Consider the following 20,917-nt stretch of genomic DNA (forward strand, 5'->3'; position numbering starts at 1 on the left):
GGTCGGCGTGAGAGGATTCGATACGCGCCGTGCAACGGATCCGACCCTGATTGTAAAGCGATCATGAGGTGGTCGGCGTGAGAGGATTTGAACGCGGCCAGCCTGGTCTCCGACCCCGAAGCTCAAGGCTATCATTGATTTTTTTGGTCGGCGTGAGAGGATTCGATACGCGCCGTGCAACGGATCCGACCCTGATTGTAAAGCGATCATGAGGTGGTCGGCGTGAGAGGATTTGAACGCGGCCAGCCTGGTCTCCGACCCCGAAGCTCAAGGCTATCATTGATTTTTTTGGTCGGCGTGAGAGGATTCGAACCTCCGACCCCTTCGTCCCGAACGAAGTGCGCTACCAGGCTGCGCTACACGCCGATGCAAGAGCCATCAATCATAATCAAGGATGATCCGGCTCTGCAACCTTTGTCTGGAGGCTAGGAGTTACGTAACAGATCTTCAGTAAAAGCGGCCAAGTCTGCAAACACTGGGATATCTGCAAATTCCGTCTCTGGAAGCTTTGCCAGGGTTTTCTGTCCTTTACCCGAGGTTACCAATACCGGATGACATCCGGCGTCTCTGGCGGCTTCCAGATCGCGCAGACTATCCCCAACAAAGTAGGCCCCCTGGGCTTTGTGATCCAACATTTTCTCGATTTGAAAGATAAGGCCGGGTGCAGGTTTACGGCAGCTGCAATTGTCTTCCGGTCCATGGGGACAATAGGCGATCGCATTGATGCGACCGCCGGCGGCGGTGACGAGGTCCAGCATCCTGTTATTCATTTCGTGAAGGGTCTGTTCGGTGAAATATCCCCTGGCAATACCACTCTGATTGGTGGCAACGGCTACCAGGAATCCCGCCTGGGTCAGGCGGGCAATGGCTTCAATACTTCCTGGAATGGGGTGCCATTCATCCAGGGACTTCACATACGCATCTGAGTCCTGGTTAACCACCCCATCCCGGTCAAGAATGACCAGTCTGTTCACGATTCAAGTCACCTCAAACTAGGATGCTTTAGTCTGCAGTAATGAAATATCCGCAATCTGCAGGAATGTATCGCGCAAATTGGAGAGCAGTGCTATCCGATTGTTGCGAATCGCTTCATCATCCGCCATGACCATGACTTGATCAAAGAAGTTATCCACAGGTTCCTTCAGCTGCGCCAATTCAGTCAGTGCAGAGGTGAAATCACGTGCCTCCAGAGAAGGTCTGATCGCTTCAGCTTTAGCCTGTAGAGTCTCATACAGAGCGTTTTCAGCTGCTTCCTGAAACAAACCGGTATTCAATGTATTTGAGTCGGTAATACTTTCCTTACTCAGAATATTTGAAACCCGTTTGTTCGCAGCTGCCAAAGCCTGGGCGGCTTCCAGCTGGGCAAACGCGGCAACTGCCTGAACACGCTGGTTGAACTCCAATGGTTTGGTTGGACGGCGTGCGATGACGCTAAGGAAGACTTCTGCAGCCATCCCTTCTTCTTCGTACCAGGCGCGGAAACGTTCCAGCACATAGTCCACAACGGTGCTTTGCAAATCTTCCGCAGGTAGATCCCCATGCAGCTCCTGAGCCCAGGAAACGCATTCCGCCAAGTCCAGATCGAGCCCCTTCTCAACCATGATGCGCAGCATACCTAAAGCAGCACGACGCAGACCAAATGGATCCTTTGTACCTGTAGGTGGTTGGTTGATTCCGAAGATACCTACAAGAGTGTCCAGCTTGTCAGCAATGGAAACGGCACAACCGGTCAGGGTTGAAGGCAATACATCACCGGCGAAACGCGGGAAGTACTGCTCCTCCATGGAGACAGCAACTTCATCCGCTTCGTTATCCAGTTTGGCGTAGTAACGGCCCATAATGCCCTGCAGTTCAGGGAATTCCATGACCATTTCGGTCATTAGGTCTGTTTTACACAGCTCACCGGCACGTTTGGCCCATTCGCTGTTACCACCGATCTTTTCTGCAATTTTGGCTGCCAGTTGAGAAACCCGTTGGGATTTGTCAAACAGGCTACCCAGCTGTTGCTGGAATACCACAGGCTTCAGGCTTGGCAGACGATCGGCCAGGCTTTGCTTTTGATCTGTTTCATAGAAAAAGGCTGCATCGGCCAGACGTGGGCGAATGACTTTTTCGTTGCCTTCTATAACCTGCTGCGGCTCTTTGCTTTCCAGGTTGGCAATGGTAATGAAGTAAGGCAGCATTTTGTCGTCGTTATCCACAATGTGGAAATACTTCTGATTCCCTTTCATGGTGGATATCAAGGCTTCTGCAGGCACTTGCAGGAAACGCTCTTCAAAACGCCCGGTCAATGCTACCGGCCATTCATTCAAGCTGGCCACTTCATCCAGCAGGTCTTCATCAATCACTGCCTGACCATTGGTTTTGGAGGCTGCTTCAATGATCTGCTGACGAATTTTTTCCTTTCGCAGTTCGTAGTCTGCCAACACGTAACCGGCCGATTCCAGTTTTGACTGATACTCAGACGGAGTGTGGATTGTAATTTTGTGTGGGTAATGAAAACGGTGACCCTGGGTGGTATCTCCGGACTTGAGGCCGAGTATCTCAGCATCCACCACTTCGTCACCCAGCAACATCAGCAACCAGTGTACTGGCCGCACAAACTCCACCCGCGAAGCTCCCCAGCGCATGCGCTTGGGAATAGGTAGTGCCGCCAGGGATTCTTCCACAAACTCCGGTAGCAGGTCTTTGGTGGGAGTGCCTGGTTGTACGCTTTTATATACAACCCAGGTACCTTTGTCAGTTTCGAGCTTTTCCAGTTGATCCACGGTTGCACCGCAGGAACGGGCAAAGCCTTCCAGCGCTTTGGTTGGATTACCTGCTGCATCATAAGCTGCTTGGATTGCAGGTCCGCGACGCTCGATACTCTGATCCGGCTGCTGGGTTGCCAATGCCTGGATGTATACCGCCAGACGGCGTGGTGCGGCATAACCTTTAACTTCACCAAATTCCAGATTGGCTTTGCCAAGGCGATCGACGATACCCTGGGTGAAAGCGTCGGACAATTGCTTAAGGGCTTTAGGTGGTAACTCTTCAGTACCGAGTTCTACAAGAAAATCCTGGGTGCTCATTATTTCTTCTCCGCTTCGCTGGCCAATACTTCTTCCCGGATCGAGGCATCAGCCAAAGGGAAGCCGAGCGCTTTGCGCTTATCGAAATACGCTTTGGCCACTTCACGGGCCAGGGTGCGTACACGCAGGATATAGCGCTGTCTCTCCGTGACGGAGATGGCATGACGAGCGTCCAACAAATTAAAGGTGTGTGAGGCTTTCAAGGTCATTTCGTAAGCTGGCAGAGGGAGGCCTTTTTCTACCAGACGGGCACTTTCTCTCTCGTAATAATCGAAATGCTTGAACAGGGACTCGGTGTCTGCCTCTTCAAAGTTATACGTGGATTGCTCCACTTCGTTTTGGTGGAATACGTCACCATACAGGACCGGGCCTTGGGGACCGTTTGTCCAGACCAGATCGTAGACACTGTCCACTTCCTGCAGATACATGGCGATACGTTCCAGACCATAGGTAATTTCGCCGGTGACGGGATAACACTCCAAACCACCTGCTTGCTGGAAGTAGGTGAACTGGGTGACTTCCATACCATTCAGCCATATTTCCCAGCCCAGACCCCAGGCGCCCAACGTGGGGGACTCCCAGTTGTCTTCTACAAAGCGGATGTCATGTACATTGGTGTCTATGCCTATCTCACGCAATGATCCCAGGTAGAGTTCCTGGAAATTGGCAGGAGACGGCTTCATGACGACCTGATACTGGTAGTAGTGCTGCAGTCGGTTGGGGTTTTCCCCATAGCGACCGTCGGTTGGACGGCGGCTGGGTTGAACGTAGGCGGCGTTCCAGTTTTCCGGCCCGATAGAGCGAATAAAAGTGGCCGGGTGAAAAGTCCCCGCCCCCACTTCCATATCAAGCGGTTGCAAAATGACACAGCCCTGCTGCGCCCAGTAATTTTGCAAAACAGTGATCAATCCCTGAAAGGTTTTGACATCGGGTTTACTTATTTCTGTCACGTTAAACACCACTTGGTTAATCAATATACCGGGCTGGAACAAAAGGACTCCCTTTTGTTTTATTGGGAATCTGAGACCTTGGACGGGTTACAGGACCATTTAGGTTAACAGGTTCCAGCCTGGGCTGTAGAATAAAGCGCCAAATTATACAACTTGCGGCCACTTATTACAGAGCCGAGTGTGTCGGCTTCCATATTTTCCCGCTTTTTATTGCAGAATCATGGGAGTGACAGGGCAATTTTCATTGTGATACGCGGAAATTTTTATAATTTAATGAAGGAAATCGATTGAGCAGTTCAGCAAGTAAGGCTCTCTGGATACAGCGTGCTATCAGGCTTTTATCAAAACTTTCTCTCCCTGCCGCCCAGCGACTGGGGCGTTGCATTGGTTATCTTTTGTGGTGGTCTCAGAGTGGTCCTGCACGGGTAACGCTGACCAACCTGGAACTATGTTTCCCCCATCTTCAAACCCGGGAAAAAAATCAACTGGCAAAGTCGAGTCTGCTGCATACCGGTATGGTAGCTGCTGAAATAGGTGCTGTCTGGGAGTGGCCGGCGGAAAAGGTTCTGTCTCTGGTAAAAGAGGTGGAAGGCGAAGAGCTGATTAAATCGGCTGAAGCCGCCGGTAAGGGGCTGGTTCTTCTGGCACCTCATTTAGGTAATTGGGAAGTTGCCGGATTATTTTTTGCTGCACGCTATAAGATGGCTGCATTGTACCAACCGCCCAAAATTGAAGAACTCGACGGCTATATGCGGCATGTGAGAGAACGTAATGGTTCTGAGTTGGTACCAGCCAACAAACGGGGCGTCATGCGCCTGTTTCATATTTTGCGGGACGGAGGGGTGATCGGAATTCTGCCGGATCAGGACCCGGATCGATCCGGTGGTGAGTTTGCTCCCTTTTATGGCATCCAGACCAACACGATCAAACTGGTATCAAAACTCGTGGAGCGTACCGAGGCGCGGGTTCTATGTGTGTGCGCGGAACGATTGCCCGATTCCCAGGGATTTCGGCTAGTCGTCCAGGAAGCGGATCCCGCTATATACGAGGAAGAACTGTTAACCTCTGTGACGGCCTTGAACCGGACGGTGGAAAATATGGTGAATCGTTTCCCCGAACAATATCAGTGGGAATATAAGCGCTTTAAACGCCGCCCCGAAGGGCAGCGCGGCTTTTATGACTGATTTCTGTTAATGACCAGCGTCCGTTTTGCGGGATAGAGATGGAAGAGAAATTCAGTCCAACTCGGAGGTGGTAATCAACACCTCGTTGGTGGTCCCTGAAGTTGAAATATTCTTCAGGGAGTTGGAACGGCGGGTATTCAGGAAATAGATGTCGCTGTTCATTCCCTCGCCGTCAGGATCTGCGTTATTGGTCGGATCCAGCTCCAGTGCCAAAAGCCCATATCCCTGCTCGGATACGCCAATACCGGAAATTCTTGTCAGACCTCCCAGCGATCCTAGGGTGACAAGGCGCAAACCGGTAGTCGCATCGTAGCCGTGAAACATCGGCCGATTAAAATAATTGCCATCGCCAGTCACACTAATGGCGCCATCGCTCTGGACCAGAATCGGATAATATTCCACTCCCCGATCCAGGTTTTCCCGCATGTAAATCCATTGAGCATTGGTAAATTGAATGCAGCCAGATGCAGCATCATCTATTGAGCAGTTATCTGCATCACCACTGTTACAGTCTGTCGCTGTGGCACAATCCAGTGCGGAATGAGTCAGGTCGGCGATGAAAGCACTGTCTGCATCGGTATTGAAATACACCAGGTTTCCGCTGGTTATTATCTCGGTCAAAGTGTTGGTAGCAATTGAAAGGGCTGTGCCTCCCACTTTTTCCACTCGATAGAGAGTATTGTCGTCGGCGTGCACGACCAGGTAATCAGTGATTTGTGCTAAGCGGCCGTCGATGGTACTGCCGCTGACGTTGATGGGAGTATTCCCGCCGGTCTCCAGGTCTATCTTGCGAAGCGTTCCAGAATCGTTGAGATACAGATTGTCCGCATCCACTTCCCAGTCCCGGCTAGTCAGGGATGTCTGGTCAATTGTGGTCAATGTGGTCAAGAGCGTACCAACGCTGTCGACCAGCTCTTCTGCAGTATTTAGATACAGTTCGCCACTGGCATTCAGTAACAGGCTGCCCTCAGAGGTCAACCGGCTGACGCTGAAATCATTACTGGTCAGTCCGCTCAGTGTCCGTTCCGGATTAAGCTCGGGATCCACAATCTGTACACTATCTGAGCCTGAGGGATGAACATACCCGAGAATTTCATAACCTTCATCCTGAAGCGGCAGGGAAGAAAAGAGCGTGGAGTTGATGTTGGTCGGAGAGTCTGATGCACCGGAGCCCAGACTGATCTGTTGTTTCACATCATCCACAGAATTACAGACGCTATCAGTACCAGCAGCTCTGAGCAGAAACATAAAATTCTCGCTGCCCAGTCCATTGGCCATGAATTGATAGTTACAACGTTCTTTGAGGCCGTTGGATAACGTACCCATCTGAATCAGGCTTTGTTGGTCCGGCTCACCGCGAAAATAATTTCCGTTTTCCTCGATCACCACATAACTTTGAGTAAAGCGTCCTTTTCCAAGCGGAATATCTGTGGAGAAAGCCCGGGCAGTCTGACCGCTGCTCTGTCGTACGACACTGTTGGCGTTGATGTCGTAGCTGTAAACAAACCCTTCCGGATCGCTGCTACCGGTATCCTCCACTTCCTTGAAATACAGGTAGCGTATAAACGGAAAGGATACCTGGGGCTCGGTAACTACCACAGGAGGAGTATCCACAGTGTCTGTCTTTGTACGCTTGGGTTCATCATCGTCTTCGAGACCCAGCTGTTCACATCCGCTGAACAAAGGTGCAAGAATCAGTAACAGCACCACAGCACGCCAGTTTAAATCCATAAATGACCTACAAGTTCTTAAATACAAATTTCCCAGCATTTCAAATTGGAATATGTGGAAATTAAGCGGTTGATATCCGAAAGCTGTTAATTACAAAACATACAATCTGACACACTAATTTACAGGAATTCCATTGGCCAGTATTTGAACTAGCGCGAATTTCTCTGAAGATTATTGGGGGCAGGGAAATAAAATATATTCCTAAGTGTCTGAACCGGAACAGTTTACGTCTAATGTACCTATTTATGGATTGTTAGACATTCCTCTTTTGACTGCTATATTTTTGTGAAACAAATCACAATCTCCGGTGTTATGGTTTTCCACTAAAATAGAGTAGTTGGCGAGTGCTCACGTCTTCGAAAAGGAACATAAACAGGCCGAGTGACAAGTTATGGCAGTCATAAGATCCACGGAACGTTCCATTGATGGAGCTGGACTAAACCGGTATCTCGAAATCGATGCCGAGCGTCTGCTGAGTTATCGCGAATGGGGCGATACGAAGGGCTATCCGGTTTTCTATGCCCATGGAACGCCAGGTTCCAGTATGGAAGGGGCAATGTTTCATGATTTCGCTAAACACTACCATCTGCGCTGGATTGTCATGGACAGGCCGGGCATTGGCGATTCGTCCATGGTTCCTCACTATTCCCTTCTGGACTATCCCAGAGATGTGTCACGGTTGGCTCAGGAGCTGTGTATAAGTCAGTTTGCTGTGGTCGGCTGGTCTAGCGGAGTCCCTCATACTCTTGCGTGTGCATACACGTTTCCTGAAAAACTATCCTATGTGGGAGCATTGGCCGGTTATACCAACTTTGCTGAAATGGCCAACGCAAAGGACCTGCTCTGGTCGTTGGAGCAGCGCGGCCCAAGAATAGCAGACGTCAGCCCTCTCCTTTTTCGCTCGTTGATGAATATGATCCGTCTGGCGGAACAGCACTTGCCCAAGATCTATTTGAAATTTGTGGAGAGTTCCAGCACTCAAGAGGATAAAGCCTTATTACGCCAGCCGGATGTCCTTGACCGGTTTCTGGCAAGCCAGGACACGGCATTCTCTCAGGGGACGAACGGCGTCGTGCAGGATCTGTTGTTGCAATACAAGGATTGGGGTTTTTGCCTGAAAGACGTCCGCATGCCCGTCCATGTCTATCAAGGACTTGAGGACCGCTTTGTCCCCTGGCAGTTTGGTGCTCATCTCGCGGAACAAATGCCCCTGGTGGACTTGCAACTGTTGGAACAGGAAGGTCACATGTTTCCGCTACGTCACAGTTTCCAACAGCGTTTTATGGAGTCTCTGATGTCGGCCGTAAAAGGCTTAACGTCTCCAGAACATGGGAGTGAACAGGATTAGCAAGGTAAATACCTCCAGCCGACCCATCAACATGGCGAATGACAATATCCACTTGGCGGCATCATTCAAGTCACCGTAGTGATAGGTCACCGAGCCCAGTCCCGGCCCCAGATTGTTAATGCAGGCACCAACAGCTGACCAGGCGGTCACCTGATCCAGACCTGTGGCAAGCAATGCCATCAGCATGAAGACAAACATGAACATGTAGACGGAAAAGAAGCCCCAAACCGCTTCCAGTACCCGGTCTGGTACAGGTTTCTTGCCGAGCTTTACCTGAATGACGGCGCTGGGATGGATAATCCGCTTCACTTCCCTTATGCCCTGTTTATAGATCAGCAGCATTCGGATGACTTTCATACCACCACCTGTTGAGCCGGCACATCCCCCTACGAAGGCAATCACGAATAGCAGAAATGGCAGCAGATGAGGCCAACTGGCGAAATCGGCTGTCGCAAAGCCAGTGGTTGTGGCCACGCTGACGACTTCGAATACCCCCCTTAATACGGCATTAAGTGGGTCGTAGGTATTACTGAACATCAGTACCAAAGCTGTCAGAAGGGACACTGACGCAAGAATTAAAGCGTAGAAGCGAAACTCGGAATCCTTGAAATACACCCAAAAAGAGCGCTGTCGCCAGGCAAAGAAATGCAGGGCGAAGTTAACCCCGCTGATGACCATGAAGATAATACAGATGATCTCAATCATGGGGTTGTTGAAGTAGCCAATGGACGCATCGTGGGTGGAAAACCCTCCGATCGCGACTGTGGCAAAGCTGTGGCTGATGGCATCAAATGCATCCATGCCGGCCAGCCAATAGAGTAAGGCACAGAGGACCGTCAGAGTGACATAGATATACCACAGGGCCTTGGCGGTTTCTGTGATTCTGGGAGTGAGCTTATTGTCCTTGACCGGGCCCGGAGTTTCAGCCCGATAAAGCTGCATACCCCCGATACCCAGCATGGGCAGTATCGCTACTGCCAGTACGATAATCCCCATACCTCCCAACCATTGAAGCTGTTGGCGGTACCAGAGTATCGACTTCGGAAGAGTGTCTATACCGGTAATGACCGTTGCTCCGGTCGTTGTAAGCCCTGACATGGACTCAAACACCGCATCGACCAGTTCCAGATGGGGGTTGTGACTCAGATACAGGGGAACCGCACCGCTGGCGGAGAGAACGACCCAGAACAGCACCGTGACGAGAAAGCCGTCCCTGATTCTGAGGTCCGCAGCTTTACGAAAAACTGACAGCCAGGTCAGAAGACCGGCGCTCAGGATAATGGCAAACGCAGTGACAAAAGGTTGCAGGTGCCCATCATCATAAATGAGGGAGACCACCATGGGCGGAACCATGGTGAAGCTGAACAGTGTCATCAATACGCCGAGGATGCGGGTGATGGCTGAAAAATGCATGAATTAGAGAGGCCTCTTTTATCCGTAGTATACGGTTCCTCGAAATTAGAAGAAGGTCAGGCCGACCTGGAACAGGCGCTCTATTTCTGCGATCCGGCGCTTATCTATAACAAACAGAATGACATGGTCGTCCGGCTGAATGCGAAGGTGGTCATGGGCTATCAGCACTTCGCCACGCCTTACTACGGCTCCGATGGTAGATCCACTCGGTAACGCGATCTCATCCAGACGTTTACCCACCACTTTTGAGGAACGATGATCACCATGGGCAATTGCCTCAATGGTTTCCGCCGCCCCTCTGCGCAGGGAATGGGCTGCGACCACATCACCGCGGCGAATATGGGTGAGCAGGCTGCCAATGGTCGTCTGCTGAGGTGAAATAGCTACATCAATTTCGCCACCCTGGATAAGATCAACATAATCCGGATTGTTGATAAGAGTCATTACTTTGCGGACACCCAGGCGTTTGGCGAGCATGGACGCCATGATATTGGCTTCATCATCATTGGTCACAGCACAGAAGACATCGGTATCCTCGATGTTTTCTTCCAGCAGAAGCTCTTTATAGGCTGCGTTACCGTGCAGGACGATGGTTTTATCCAGCTCTTCCGACAATTGAACACAACGGTCCTGATTATGTTCGATCAGTTTGACCTGATAGTTGCTTTCCAGCATTTCTGCCAAGCGTGCGCCAATGTTGCCTCCGCCGGCGATCATGATACGACGGTAAGGCTTCTCAAGAGGCTGAAGTTCGCTCATTACCTTACGGATATGGTCTTTGGCGGCAATGAAGAATACCTCATCCCCTTCTTCGACGATGGTGTCGCCCTGGGGAATGATGGCTCTGTCTTTTCGATAGATGGCAGCAATGCGAGTGTCGATGTGGGGTAGATGGGCACGGAGATAGGCCAACTCATGACCGATCAACGGACCACCCCGGCTGGCTTTGATACCGACCAGGCGCACCAGTCCTTTGGAGAAGTCGAGTACCTGGAGCGCTCCAGGATTCTCAATCAATCGACCGATGTGCTCAGTTACTACTTGTTCCGGGCTGATGATGACATCAATAGGAATCGCTTCGGGACAAAACAATCCTTTGCGATCAAGATAAGCGGCGGTACGCACACGACTGATTTTTGTAGGCGTTTTGAACAGTGAATAGGCAATCTGACAGGCAATCATATTCACTTCGTCACTGTTGGTGACGGCGATCAACATGTCCGCGTCGTCGGCTCCGGCCTGCTTAAGCACATTGGGATGAGATGCCTGTCCCTGTACGGTCCGGATATCCAACCGGTCCTGCAGGCTGCGTAGGCGTCCGGTGTCAGAGTCCACAATGGTGATATCGTTGGCTTCACTGGCAAGGTTTTCCGCCAATGTGCCGCCCACCTGACCTGCACCAAGAATAATAATTTTCATAGGAAATCCTATCGAACCTGATCTTTTACGTTTGAATCAGCCAGTCGTTTTTTCCAGCAGGGCATAAAAGAAGCCATCGTGTCCCCGGGGCTCCGGTAATAACTGAATTTGCCCCGCAGGTGCGTCGTGAGACCCATCCAGTACCAGAGGAAGACTGCGCGCATCTGGGGTCTCACGTATAAATCGTTCAATTATATGCGTATTCTCCTGGGGAAGAATAGAACAAGTGGCGTAAAGTATCCGCCCCCCGGGCGCTAAAGTTTTCCACAGGGTGCTCAGCAGCCGGAATTGAATGGTACTTAGTTGGGCAATATCCGACTGCCGGCGAAGGTGTTTGATGTCCGGATGACGCCGGATAACACCGGTAGCACTGCAGGGTGCATCAAGCAGGATCCGGTCAAACGGCTGGTTATCCCACCAAGCAGATAAATCCCCGGTGTCGGCGACGACCACTTTCGCTTCCAGATGCAGCCTTGACAGCGTTTCCCGGGTGCGCTGTTGACGATCGGCCTCCAGATCAACGGCAGTAACAGAGGCTAATTCAGGACACTGTTCCAGAATGGCTGCAGTCTTGCCGCCTGGTGCGCTACATGCATCCAGCACTCGCTGCCCTGGCTTAAGATCGAGCAGGATCGCTGCCAGCTGGGCTGCTTCGTCCTGTACCGAGCAGAGGCCGGAATCAAAGAACCCAGGTAGCTGATGAACATCGCAGGGAGTTGCCAGGGTCAGACCCTGTGGAGCCAATTGGGTGGGTGTGCTGGCGATACCGCCTTCTGAAAGTTGCTGTGCATACTCTTCCCGGCTTTGCTGCATCTGGTTTACCCGCAAAGTCATGGGGGCCTGCTGATTAAGGCTATCCAATACTTTATCCACACTGTCCGGATAAGCCTGAGTCAATGATTTCACCAGCCACCCGGGAAAGCCGTACTTAGTGGTCAGTCGCTGGTCCGCCCAGTCCGACAATTCCTGTTTTCGGCGCAGATAGTTACGAAGGACTCCGTTGACCAGCTTGGTTGCCCAGTCTTTATTGAGCTCGCGGCAGATATTGACGGTTTCGTTGATCACGGCATGTGTGGGTTTCTGCATATAGCCAAGCTGATACAAGCCACAGACCAATAGCATATGCAGATCCCGGTCCTTGGGCTTGAGAGGTTTGCTCAGCAATTGCCCCAGACAACCGTTCAGGCGTGTATACCAGCGTACGGCGCCGTAGCAGAGAGCGCTGACAAAGGCTTTTTCGTTATCAGGTATTGCTTCCAGCCACTGGTCCATCAATACCGTCAGGGATTTTCCTTCATCCATCGTTCCCAGGAGGATTTCTACTGCAACTGCGCGGCTGCTTTTGGCTGTATGCTGCTGATTCACGCTGTTCAGTCCCTGGGCTCTTGGACAATCGCTTCAAATTGTTCGCCTGGCATCAGCTTGGTCTGGTTTCCATTGACAAAATCAGTCACAGAAAGTGCTTTAGCGCCGGGAAGTTGAAGCTTGCGGATGATCAGGCTGCCTTTTCCACAGGCGACTTCAATGCCGGTGGATTGCCGATGGATGATAGTTCCGGGGCTACGGCCTGTGGTATCGGTCTGGCCGTTGTGGATAACTTCGGCTTCCCAGATCTTGATCTGATCCTTACCGCAAATACCATGCGTTCCCGGCCAAGGATTGAACGCGCGGATATTGCGGGCTATATCATCGGCAGGCTGGGACCAATCGATCGCTGACTCGCTTTTATGCAATTTGCTGGCATAGGTCGCCAGTGAGTTATCCTGTGGTTCAGGAGAAAGACTTTCCAGTTTTTCCATGGCGGCGACGATCGCCTGACCGCCAAGTTCAGCCAGCCGGTCGTGGAGACTTCCTCCGGTATCCGAGTCCTGAATCTCCGTTGTCAGCTTTAACAGCATGGGGCCGGTGTCCAGTCCGGCCTCCATTTGCATTATTGTGATGCCGGTTTCCTTGTCACCTGCCTGGATTGCCCTTTGGATAGGAGCCGCTCCACGCCAGCGTGGCAAAATTGAGGCATGGATATTGAGGCAACCCAATGCAGGGATATCCAATACTGCCTTTGGGAGTATCAGGCCGTAAGCGGCCACGATCATGATATCTGCGTTGTAGTTTGCCAGGGTGGCGATATCTTCCGGGTCTTTAAACGAAACCGGCTGTTCCACAGGAATCTGGTGAGTCAGTGCAAGCTTCTTGACCGGGCTGGGGGTTAGCTTGTGTCCCCTGCCGGCGGGCCGGTCAGGTTGAGTGTAGACTGCGACGATTTCAAATTGCCGATCAATCAGAGCCTGTAAAGCAGTCGCCGCGAACTCAGGGGTACCGGCGAATATGATTCGGGGAGAGGTCATGCTATTGTTATTTCCTTTGGCGCTGGCTGCCATAAAAACAAAAACCGCCAGAGCCTGGCGGTTTCATGGTTACGGTTGTTAATGGCCGAAGATCAGGCACGCATGCGTTGCTGTTTCTCCAGCTTTTTACGGATACGTGTCCGCTTCACAGCACTGAGATAATCCACAAATAACTTACCGTTCAAGTGGTCCAGCTCGTGCTGAATGCATACCGCCAAGAGTCCCCTGGCTTCCAGCTCAAAGGGCTTTCCGTCACGGTCAAGGGCATTAATCAGCACATGCTCTATCCGGGTAACGGTTTCATAAAACCCTGGAACTGACAGGCAACCTTCCTGCATTTCCTCTGGATCGCCATCCAGCACAGTGACTTCCGGGTTAACGAAAACCAATGGCTCGGACTTGTCTTCAGACACGTCGATGACGATGATTCTTTTGTGGACATTGACCTGTGTTGCAGCTAAACCTATGCCCGGTGCATCGTACATAGTTTCAAACATATCATCGATCAATGCGCGGATGTCGCCATTTACTTCCTCGACCGGTTTTGCAACAGTTCGTAACCTAGGGTCAGGAAATTCAAGAATTTGGAGCTTACTCATAATAATTTTGTGAAAAAAATTCCATTACAGATTTGGGATGGCCTGCTACTATTATCTATTAGTGTATTACTGAGTACAAATTGAACCGGTTTATGGGCATTATAGCCCGACCCCATCTCAAACTGCCCGGAAAGATTAAGGGAATGAGACCATGAGGAAAATGCTGTCCTTGATGTTCGGTGCCGTGCTGTTGGTTAGCCAGCTGGCTTTGGCGGCACCCGAGCTTCGAAATGATCACCCCGACCGTTATACAGTGGTTAAGGGTGACACACTTTGGGATATATCGTCACGATTTTTGAAGAACCCGTGGTACTGGCCGGAAATATGGCACGTTAATCCACAGGTCGAGAACCCTCATCTGATTTTTCCTGGTGATGTCCTGGCACTGGTGTATATCGATGGCCAACCCCGAGTTACGATTGCAGAGCGTGGTGCAGCCAGCCGTACGATTAAGCTGACTCCCGAAAAACGAATCACTCCGCTTGAGAGTGCCATCCCAGCCATTCCGTTGGAGGCGATTCAGCCGTTTCTGACCGATAACCGTGTGGTTCAGGAAGAAGATCTGTTGGAAGCGCCCTATGTGTTGCTTGGGAAAAAAGGGAACCTGATCGTAGGAGCAGGTGACCAGGTTTATGCCCGTGGTGAAGCCAAAGTGGATGAATCCTACGGAATTTATCGTCGCGGCCAGGTGTACATCGACCCAGAAACGGAAGAGTTTTTGGGAGTTGAAGCCCGGTCAATTGCTTTGGGCCGAGTGACTGAAGGCGCTGAAGATGTGGTTACTGTACAGATTCGCAGAACCTCAGAGGAAATTCGCCAGGGAGATCGCCTGTTACAGGAAGAGGATCGTGAGATCAGCTCAACCTACTATCCCAGTAATCCTGACCGTGAGATCCGTGGTCGTATGATTGCGGTATTGGATGGTGTCAGCCAAATCGGTCAATACGATGTGGTGGTGATCAACAAAGGTGTCGAAGATGGCTTGAAGGAAGGTAATGTCCTGGCTGTGTATAAAGTTGGTGAACAGGTTCGTGACCCATACACCAAGGAAATTCTGCAGCTGCCTTCTGACCGCGCAGGTATCCTGATGATATTCAGGGTGTTTGATAGGGTCAGCTATGGCTTGATTTTGAAGGCAGAGCGTCCGTTGGCAATTATGGATGAGGTTAGAAATCCATAGAAACCAAATAGTATCCAGAATCTGGAAACTAGCCTTTCTGCTAAAAATCATTAAGCTATATCCACGGGGCGCATGAAGCGCCCCGATTTATTTGAACAAGGATGATCAATGAATAACTCTGCTTTAAGTATATGGCTGAATCTGGCCATGCTCCCTGGTCTGGGGGCTTCCCGTCTCGCAAAGTTGGCTCCGGTGTTTGATGCACAGGGCCGCGTCAAAGAATCTCAGTTGGAATGTATCCTGTCACAACTTCCCAGTGGCTTACGTCAACAGATTTCCAAAGTTATCTATCAAACCGGGTTCTCTTCCGGTTCTCCGGAAGCTGAGGACATTCTTCGTTGGCTGGAACAGGAGGGCCATCATGTATTGACTCTCATTCAGCCGGAGTATCCTGCATTACTGAAGCTTCTGGATGATCCTCCTCCTCTTCTTTACCTGAGAGGTCAGGGAAATTTGTTATACCAACCCCAGCTGGCCATGGTGGGGTCTAGAAGTCCCAGTGCTCAAGGAATGGATACGGCCCGCCAATTTGCGCGTTCCTTGGGTGAAGGAGGCTTTACAATTACCAGTGGACTGGCTGCTGGAATAGATGGTGCTGCCCATCAGGGAGCGGTAGATACCTTGGGATCCACCATTGCCGTGATGGGGTCGGGCATCGATATTGTCTACCCCGCAAGGCACCGACAGCTGGCGGACCGAATTGCAGAAAACGGTCTCCTGGTCAGCGAGCTGTCCCCAACCATGCCTCCCATGGCGCAACACTTTCCCCGTCGTAACCGAATCATCAGCGGACTCTCATTGGGGACTATCGTCGTTGAGGCGAGTATGCGCAGTGGTTCCCTGATTACTGCCAGAACCGCTCTTGAACAGCATCGGGAAGTCTTTGCCATCCCCGGTTCTATTCATAATCCCCAGGCGAGAGGATGTCATCATCTGATTAAACAGGGGGCAAAGCTGGTGGAAAGTACCGATGATATTTTTGTGGAGCTGCCCGCATTAATGCGGTTTTACCAGCAACAACAGAATATGGCGATGATTGGTCTTCAACCCGAGGAAGTAGGGAAGTCGCCGGTGGAAAATGTGATCAATTCCCGGAAGCAGTCTACCAGCGGTTCACATCAGGATCGGCAAGAGGCTCAGGATCTGATACTGATTCATCCCGGTAATCCCTCATCCCAGTCCAAAGATCCGGTATTGGAAGCTGTTGGATATGACTTGACCCACACGGATCAGATCGTTGAACGAACAGGCCTGACCGTCGCTGATGTACAAACCAGGCTGATGGTCCTGGAACTTGAGGGGTCTATCCGTAGTGATCGGGGCGGATTTATCCGTGTGGCCTGAGCGCTTTCCCTTTCTTGCCTTGTCCTTCTGCATAGGTTAACTTGCGCCCGAAATCGTCATGGTTGTTTGGCTTCCGATATACATGGAAGCGGGCTGCTATTAACAGACTTGAGAGGCTGACGGGTGTCCTTTATCCATATTGCGCAGGCGCGGACATTGATCAATCGGGGCGGAGTCATTGCCTACCCTACCGAAGCGGTTTGGGGGTTGGGGTGTGATCCTTTCAACCAGCAGGCTGTTGAGCGTATCCTCGCCCTGAAAAAGCGTCCTTGGCAAAAGGGCCTGCTATTGGTTTCCGGGGATATTGAGGTCTTTAGGCCGTTGCTGTCCCTGATCCCTGAAAATCGCCAGAAGGAGATCCTGCAGAGCTGGCCAGGGCCTAATACCTGGGTGCTACCGGATCCGGGAGTTTACCCGGATTGGGTCCGAGGTACCCATAGATCCATTGCGGTCAGGGTCACCAACCACCCTTTGGTCAGTGAACTGACCCGACAGCTGGGGTATCCTGTTATCTCAACCTCCGCTAACCCAGCTGGTATGTTTCCAGCCAAAACCCTGTTCAAAAGCCGGTGTTACTTTGGCGACAAGGTAGACTACTATCTACCCGGGATGCTGGGAGGACTGAATCAACCCACCACTATTCGGGATGCTTTGACCGGCCGCGTCCTGAGAGGCTGACTACCATAAACTTCAAAGAGGAACCCTATTCCCATGCAGGATTACACCGCCAAAGTTGAAGCGTATCTGAAGGGGTTACAGGACAGTATCTGTCAAAATATCAGCGAGCTGGACGGACAGGCTGAATTTCAGGAAGACAGTTGGACCAGGGAACAGGGAGGAGGTGGCAGAACCCGAGTGTTGGCGGACGGCCAGGTATTCGAAAAAGCCGGTGTTAACTATTCTCATGTCTATGGTTCCCAGTTGCCCCCTTCCGCAACAGCTGCCAGGCCTGAGCTGGCTGGAAGAAGCTTTCAGGCAATGGGCGTTTCACTGGTGATCCATCCACATAACCCCTATGTGCCGACTTCCCATGCGAATGTTCGTTTCTTTATCGCAGAAAAGGCGGGTGAAGACCCGGTCTGGTGGTTTGGCGGAGGTTACGATTTGACCCCTTATTATGGAAATGAGGAAGATTGCCGTCACTGGCACCAGACGGCCAAATCTGCCTGCGAGCCCTTTGGTGAAGGGGTATATTCCGAATACAAGGAATGGTGTGATCGCTACTTTTATCTTAAACACCGAAATGAGCCCCGTGGTATTGGAGGTCTGTTTTTTGACGATCTCAATGCCTGGGGGTTTGATCAGTCTTTCGCATTCATGCAGTCAGTTGGGGACAGTTATGTACCAGCCTACGCTCCTATCGTAGAAAGGCGAAAAGATATGCCTTATGGTGAGCGGGAGCGACAATTCCAATTGTATCGTCGAGGCCGATATGTGGAATTTAACCTGGTCTACGATCGTGGCACCCTCTTCGGTCTGCAATCAGGTGGCCGGACCGAATCCATTCTCATGTCGTTGCCTCCCCTGGTTCGCTGGGAGTATGACTGGAACCCGGAGCCGGGCTCTGAGGAAGCACGTTTGACTGAATACTTTTTGCATGACCGAAACTGGGTATAAATGGAGAACTGATTCGTGGATATATATGCGGTAGTGGGAAATCCGGTCGCTCATAGCAAGTCGCCTAAAATCCATAACCTGTTTGCCAGTCAAACTGCCCAGAATATGGAATACACAGCCATTCAATCCCCCCTGGAGGCTTTTACCGATACCGTGACCCGGTTTTTCGCCAATGGAGGTTGTGGCCTCAACGTTACTGTTCCTTTCAAAGAGCAGGCCTGGAGTATGGCGCAGGTTCGTACTCCCAGAGCTGAACTTGCAGGCGCTGTGAATACGTTATACCAGCAGGATGGCGTGCTACATGGCGATAATACCGACGGCGCCGGTCTGGTCCGTGACCTTGTGGTAAATAACGGCCAGGAGCTGAAAGGCAAGCGTATCCTAATCCTGGGAGCAGGAGGCGCGGTGCGCGGAGTATTGATGCCCATTCTGGAGAAACAGCCTGCGTTGATTACACTGGCGAACCGGACTCTGTCAAAAGCCCAGGCTCTGGCCGAGATATTTTCGCCCTATGGGAACCTTGAGTCTTCAGGTTTCGAGAGACTACAAACCAGTTATGATCTGGTGATAAACGGGACTTCAGCCAGCCTGGCAGGAGACCTACCGCCGATTTCCCCTAAAGTTATCAGCTCTGAGACCGTTACCTATGACATGATGTATGGAAATGAGGCAACGGTTTTCAATGCCTGGGCTGCTCAGCAAGGCGCGGCTCTATGTATTGATGGCCTGGGCATGCTGGTGGAACAGGCTGCAGAAGCATTCGCAATTTGGCGTGGCGTGCGCCCTGTCACTGATACCGTATTGGCTGGGTTAAGAGCAGGAAATTAATACTAGGGATTACCCTAGAGTAACCCGTTAAGCCAGTCGCTTTTGTCTATGCTTATATAAGCCGCACGAAGATATACAACCATAAATATTCTGCGGCGACTTCTCTGATGTCATATCCGAATGGGGTTCGGTGATGGATATAATGACCTGGGTTGGATTACTCACTGGAATCGGTGTGGTTCTGGGGGCAGTAGCGTCCGGCTCTAATCTGTTGGACTTCTTTAATCTGCCGGGGCTCATGATTGTGCTCTTTGGTACTTTTGCCGTTACGTTGGTGAAATTTCGCTGGAAAAACTTCGCGGGCAGTATCCGTTTGGCGCTTTCCACGGTATTTACCGACAAGCTGGACGACCCTGTCTCTCTTTACCTGGAACTGAAAAAAGTCGCCGAAGTGGTGAGGAAGCAAGGTTTGCTAGGGCTTGATGATCTGGAAATCGAGCATGACTTCCTGCGAAAAGCTGTCATGTTCAGTGCAGATGGCCACCATCTCGAGTTCGTTGAAGAAGTTTTACTGGAAGATACCCAGCAAACCATTGAACGCCTGCAGACGGCTGAAAGAGTATTCCGCGGTATTGGTGAAGCGGCGCCGGCATTGGGGATGCTTGGCACATTGGTGGGTTTGGTGCAGATGCTCAACAACATGCAGGAACCGTCGAGCATTGGCCCTGCCATGGCAATCGCTTTGCTGACGACGTTCTACGGAGCGTTTATCGCTCAGTTGGTTGCTTTGCCTCTGGCTGACAAGCTATTGCAGAAAACCCAGGACGAACTCCGCAACAGAATGATTGTAACCAGCAGCATGCTCAGTATGCTGCGCGGACAGAATCCGAGGGTGTTGAAGGACATCGTTTCCTCGTATATCCCGGGTTTGTTGGAAATGCCTGAACCTTCTCCGCATGCTTCTCTGACGGCTACCCGCGAAGAATGAAAAGATCACGCAAGAGTACGGGAATGATCCCAGGTCTGTCAGGAGCCCCCTCCTGGATCGTTACTTTTGCAGATCTGATGACCCTGTTACTGACCTTTTTTATCCTACTGCTCAGCTTTTCCAATCTGGACGCAGAAAAGTATCGGGCGATTGCTTACTCAATGAGCAAAGCCTTCGGTGTTTCCTGGGCTCCGGGTTCTCAGGTTGATCCGGATCTACCTCCTATCATCATCGTCGCCCCGGAAGGTACTTCGACGGGTGAAAGTGATGGTCCGCCGACGGATCAAAATCTACCCCCGGTGCCACCGGTCGCCCCACCTTCACTGGAAGCCAGCTCGGAGATAATGGCCAAGGCGGCATTGGCTGAAAATGATGCTCTGGCAACCAAGCTGATTGGGCGGCTGGAGCAGCAATTGGCTGACGACGAAGTAGATATACGCTTTGACGATAAAGGGGTTGTCCTGACGTTCACTGAGCGTGCGTCTTTTGCTTCTGGAAGTGCCGAACTCAAGCAATATATGCGGCCGGTACTAATGAAGGTCGTGGATGAGTTATCCAGCTGTGAGGGCGATATTATTGTGACCGGTCATACCGACAATGAGCCGATAGATTCAGCAAGGTTCCGTTCCAACTGGGACCTTTCTGCCGCCCGAGCGGTAAGCGTGGTCCATCAACTGGTGCTCGATGGACGCCTGAATGCTTCGAGGGTTGAAGCGGTTGGTATGGCTGAGACCCGACCCCTGGTAAATAATGATTCTGAAGAAAACAGGGCGCGGAACCGACGGGTGGAAATCATCATTGAAAATGCCCACTGTGATTTTCAGCAGTAATGTGATTTCAGCGGTATTGTGATTTCAAGAGTAAGCAGCTACCAATGATCGATTAAGGCTTGGCTGTAGGCACATACCGTAGAAGTCGCTAAACTATGCGGCCGACAGATTAACAGGGTGCCCCCGCGCC

The 20,917-nt window shown here is 51.3% G+C and carries 18 protein-coding genes and 1 tRNA gene; 9 read left to right on the plus strand and 10 right to left on the minus strand.

Annotation, left to right across the window (positions count from 1 at the left end; translation table 11 throughout):
• Positions 1 to 289: 289 nt before the first annotated feature.
• The 4 genes from BTA51_RS12240 to glyQ form a co-directional block, all read right to left on the minus strand.
• Positions 290 to 366, minus strand: a tRNA-Pro gene (locus tag BTA51_RS12240).
• 59 nt (positions 367 to 425) lie between these two features.
• Positions 426 to 974: a D-glycero-beta-D-manno-heptose 1,7-bisphosphate 7-phosphatase gene (gmhB, locus tag BTA51_RS12245; protein ID WP_094707741.1), complete on the minus strand. Its 549-nt coding sequence runs from the start codon at positions 972 to 974 to the stop codon at positions 426 to 428.
• A gap of 18 nt (positions 975 to 992) precedes the next feature.
• On the minus strand, positions 993 to 3,071 hold the full coding sequence (gene glyS / locus BTA51_RS12250) for a glycine--tRNA ligase subunit beta (RefSeq protein WP_094707742.1): 2,079 nt from the start codon (positions 3,069 to 3,071) through the stop codon (positions 993 to 995).
• Positions 3,071 to 4,021 (minus strand): glycine--tRNA ligase subunit alpha, encoded by a 951-nt coding sequence (gene glyQ / locus BTA51_RS12255; RefSeq protein WP_094707814.1) that lies wholly within the window; start codon positions 4,019 to 4,021, stop codon positions 3,071 to 3,073. The genes glyS and glyQ overlap by 1 nt, the downstream gene beginning before the upstream one ends.
• Positions 4,022 to 4,308: 287 nt before the next feature.
• Here glyQ and BTA51_RS12260 point away from each other — a divergent pair, with 287 nt between their 5' ends.
• Complete coding sequence (locus BTA51_RS12260; protein WP_094707743.1) at positions 4,309 to 5,205, plus strand: lysophospholipid acyltransferase family protein; 897 nt, start codon at positions 4,309 to 4,311, stop codon at positions 5,203 to 5,205.
• A 51-nt stretch (positions 5,206 to 5,256) separates the two neighbouring features.
• Here BTA51_RS12260 and BTA51_RS12265 read toward each other — a convergent pair whose 3' ends face one another.
• Positions 5,257 to 6,936 (minus strand): hypothetical protein, encoded by a 1,680-nt coding sequence (locus BTA51_RS12265; RefSeq protein WP_094707744.1) that lies wholly within the window; start codon positions 6,934 to 6,936, stop codon positions 5,257 to 5,259.
• Positions 6,937 to 7,327: 391 nt separating this feature from the next.
• Here BTA51_RS12265 and BTA51_RS12270 point away from each other — a divergent pair, with 391 nt between their 5' ends.
• Positions 7,328 to 8,284: an alpha/beta fold hydrolase gene (locus tag BTA51_RS12270; protein WP_094707745.1), complete on the plus strand. Its 957-nt coding sequence runs from the start codon at positions 7,328 to 7,330 to the stop codon at positions 8,282 to 8,284.
• Here the strand turns inward: BTA51_RS12270 and BTA51_RS12275 are convergent.
• From BTA51_RS12275 to def, 5 genes are all read right to left on the minus strand, one after another.
• Positions 8,249 to 9,697 carry a TrkH family potassium uptake protein gene (locus tag BTA51_RS12275; RefSeq protein WP_094707746.1) on the minus strand — a complete coding sequence of 483 codons (1,449 nt, stop codon included), beginning with the start codon at positions 9,695 to 9,697 and terminating at the stop codon, positions 8,249 to 8,251. The two genes, BTA51_RS12270 and BTA51_RS12275, sit on opposite strands and share 36 nt — an antisense overlap.
• 45 nt (positions 9,698 to 9,742) lie before the next feature.
• Positions 9,743 to 11,116 (minus strand): Trk system potassium transporter TrkA, encoded by a 1,374-nt coding sequence (gene trkA / locus BTA51_RS12280; protein ID WP_094707747.1) that lies wholly within the window; start codon positions 11,114 to 11,116, stop codon positions 9,743 to 9,745.
• Between the two features lie 36 nt (positions 11,117 to 11,152).
• The gene (gene rsmB, locus BTA51_RS12285; protein WP_094707748.1) at positions 11,153 to 12,481 is read right to left on the minus strand and encodes a 16S rRNA (cytosine(967)-C(5))-methyltransferase RsmB; all 1,329 of its coding nucleotides are present in this window, start codon (positions 12,479 to 12,481) and stop codon (positions 11,153 to 11,155) included.
• A 5-nt stretch (positions 12,482 to 12,486) separates the two neighbouring features.
• Positions 12,487 to 13,461 carry a methionyl-tRNA formyltransferase gene (gene fmt, locus BTA51_RS12290; protein WP_094707815.1) on the minus strand — a complete coding sequence of 325 codons (975 nt, stop codon included), beginning with the start codon at positions 13,459 to 13,461 and terminating at the stop codon, positions 12,487 to 12,489.
• Positions 13,462 to 13,553: 92 nt separating this feature from the next.
• Entirely contained in the window at positions 13,554 to 14,060 is a 507-nt protein-coding gene (gene def, locus BTA51_RS12295) for a peptide deformylase (protein ID WP_094707749.1), read from the minus strand.
• A 151-nt stretch (positions 14,061 to 14,211) separates the two neighbouring features.
• On the opposite strand from def, the gene BTA51_RS12300 reads away from it, so the two are divergent.
• The 7 genes from BTA51_RS12300 to BTA51_RS12330 all read left to right on the plus strand — a co-directional run bounded on the left by BTA51_RS12300 (position 14,212) and on the right by BTA51_RS12330 (position 20,787).
• Positions 14,212 to 15,240, plus strand: coding sequence for a LysM peptidoglycan-binding domain-containing protein (locus BTA51_RS12300; protein ID WP_094707750.1), 1,029 nt, complete (start codon positions 14,212 to 14,214; stop codon positions 15,238 to 15,240).
• A 108-nt stretch (positions 15,241 to 15,348) separates the two neighbouring features.
• The gene (gene dprA, locus BTA51_RS12305; protein ID WP_094707751.1) at positions 15,349 to 16,584 is read left to right on the plus strand and encodes a DNA-processing protein DprA; all 1,236 of its coding nucleotides are present in this window, start codon (positions 15,349 to 15,351) and stop codon (positions 16,582 to 16,584) included.
• Positions 16,585 to 16,707: 123 nt separating this feature from the next.
• Positions 16,708 to 17,262: an L-threonylcarbamoyladenylate synthase gene (locus tag BTA51_RS12310; protein ID WP_094707752.1), complete on the plus strand. Its 555-nt coding sequence runs from the start codon at positions 16,708 to 16,710 to the stop codon at positions 17,260 to 17,262.
• 33 nt (positions 17,263 to 17,295) lie between these two features.
• The gene (hemF, locus tag BTA51_RS12315) at positions 17,296 to 18,201 is read left to right on the plus strand and encodes an oxygen-dependent coproporphyrinogen oxidase (RefSeq protein WP_094707753.1); all 906 of its coding nucleotides are present in this window, start codon (positions 17,296 to 17,298) and stop codon (positions 18,199 to 18,201) included.
• A gap of 15 nt (positions 18,202 to 18,216) precedes the next feature.
• On the plus strand, positions 18,217 to 19,029 hold the full coding sequence (aroE, locus tag BTA51_RS12320) for a shikimate dehydrogenase (protein ID WP_168188152.1): 813 nt from the start codon (positions 18,217 to 18,219) through the stop codon (positions 19,027 to 19,029).
• A gap of 133 nt (positions 19,030 to 19,162) precedes the next feature.
• A complete protein-coding gene (locus BTA51_RS12325; RefSeq protein ID WP_094707754.1) occupies positions 19,163 to 19,957 on the plus strand; it encodes a motility protein A in 795 nt (264 codons plus the stop codon).
• Between the two features lie 23 nt (positions 19,958 to 19,980).
• Entirely contained in the window at positions 19,981 to 20,787 is an 807-nt protein-coding gene (locus tag BTA51_RS12330; protein ID WP_246841022.1) for a flagellar motor protein MotB, read from the plus strand.
• Positions 20,788 to 20,917: the final 130 nt, after the last annotated feature.

Origin of the sequence: Hahella sp. CCB-MM4 (assembly GCF_002260525.1) — a bacterium.
GTDB lineage: Bacteria > Pseudomonadota > Gammaproteobacteria > Pseudomonadales > Oleiphilaceae > Hahella.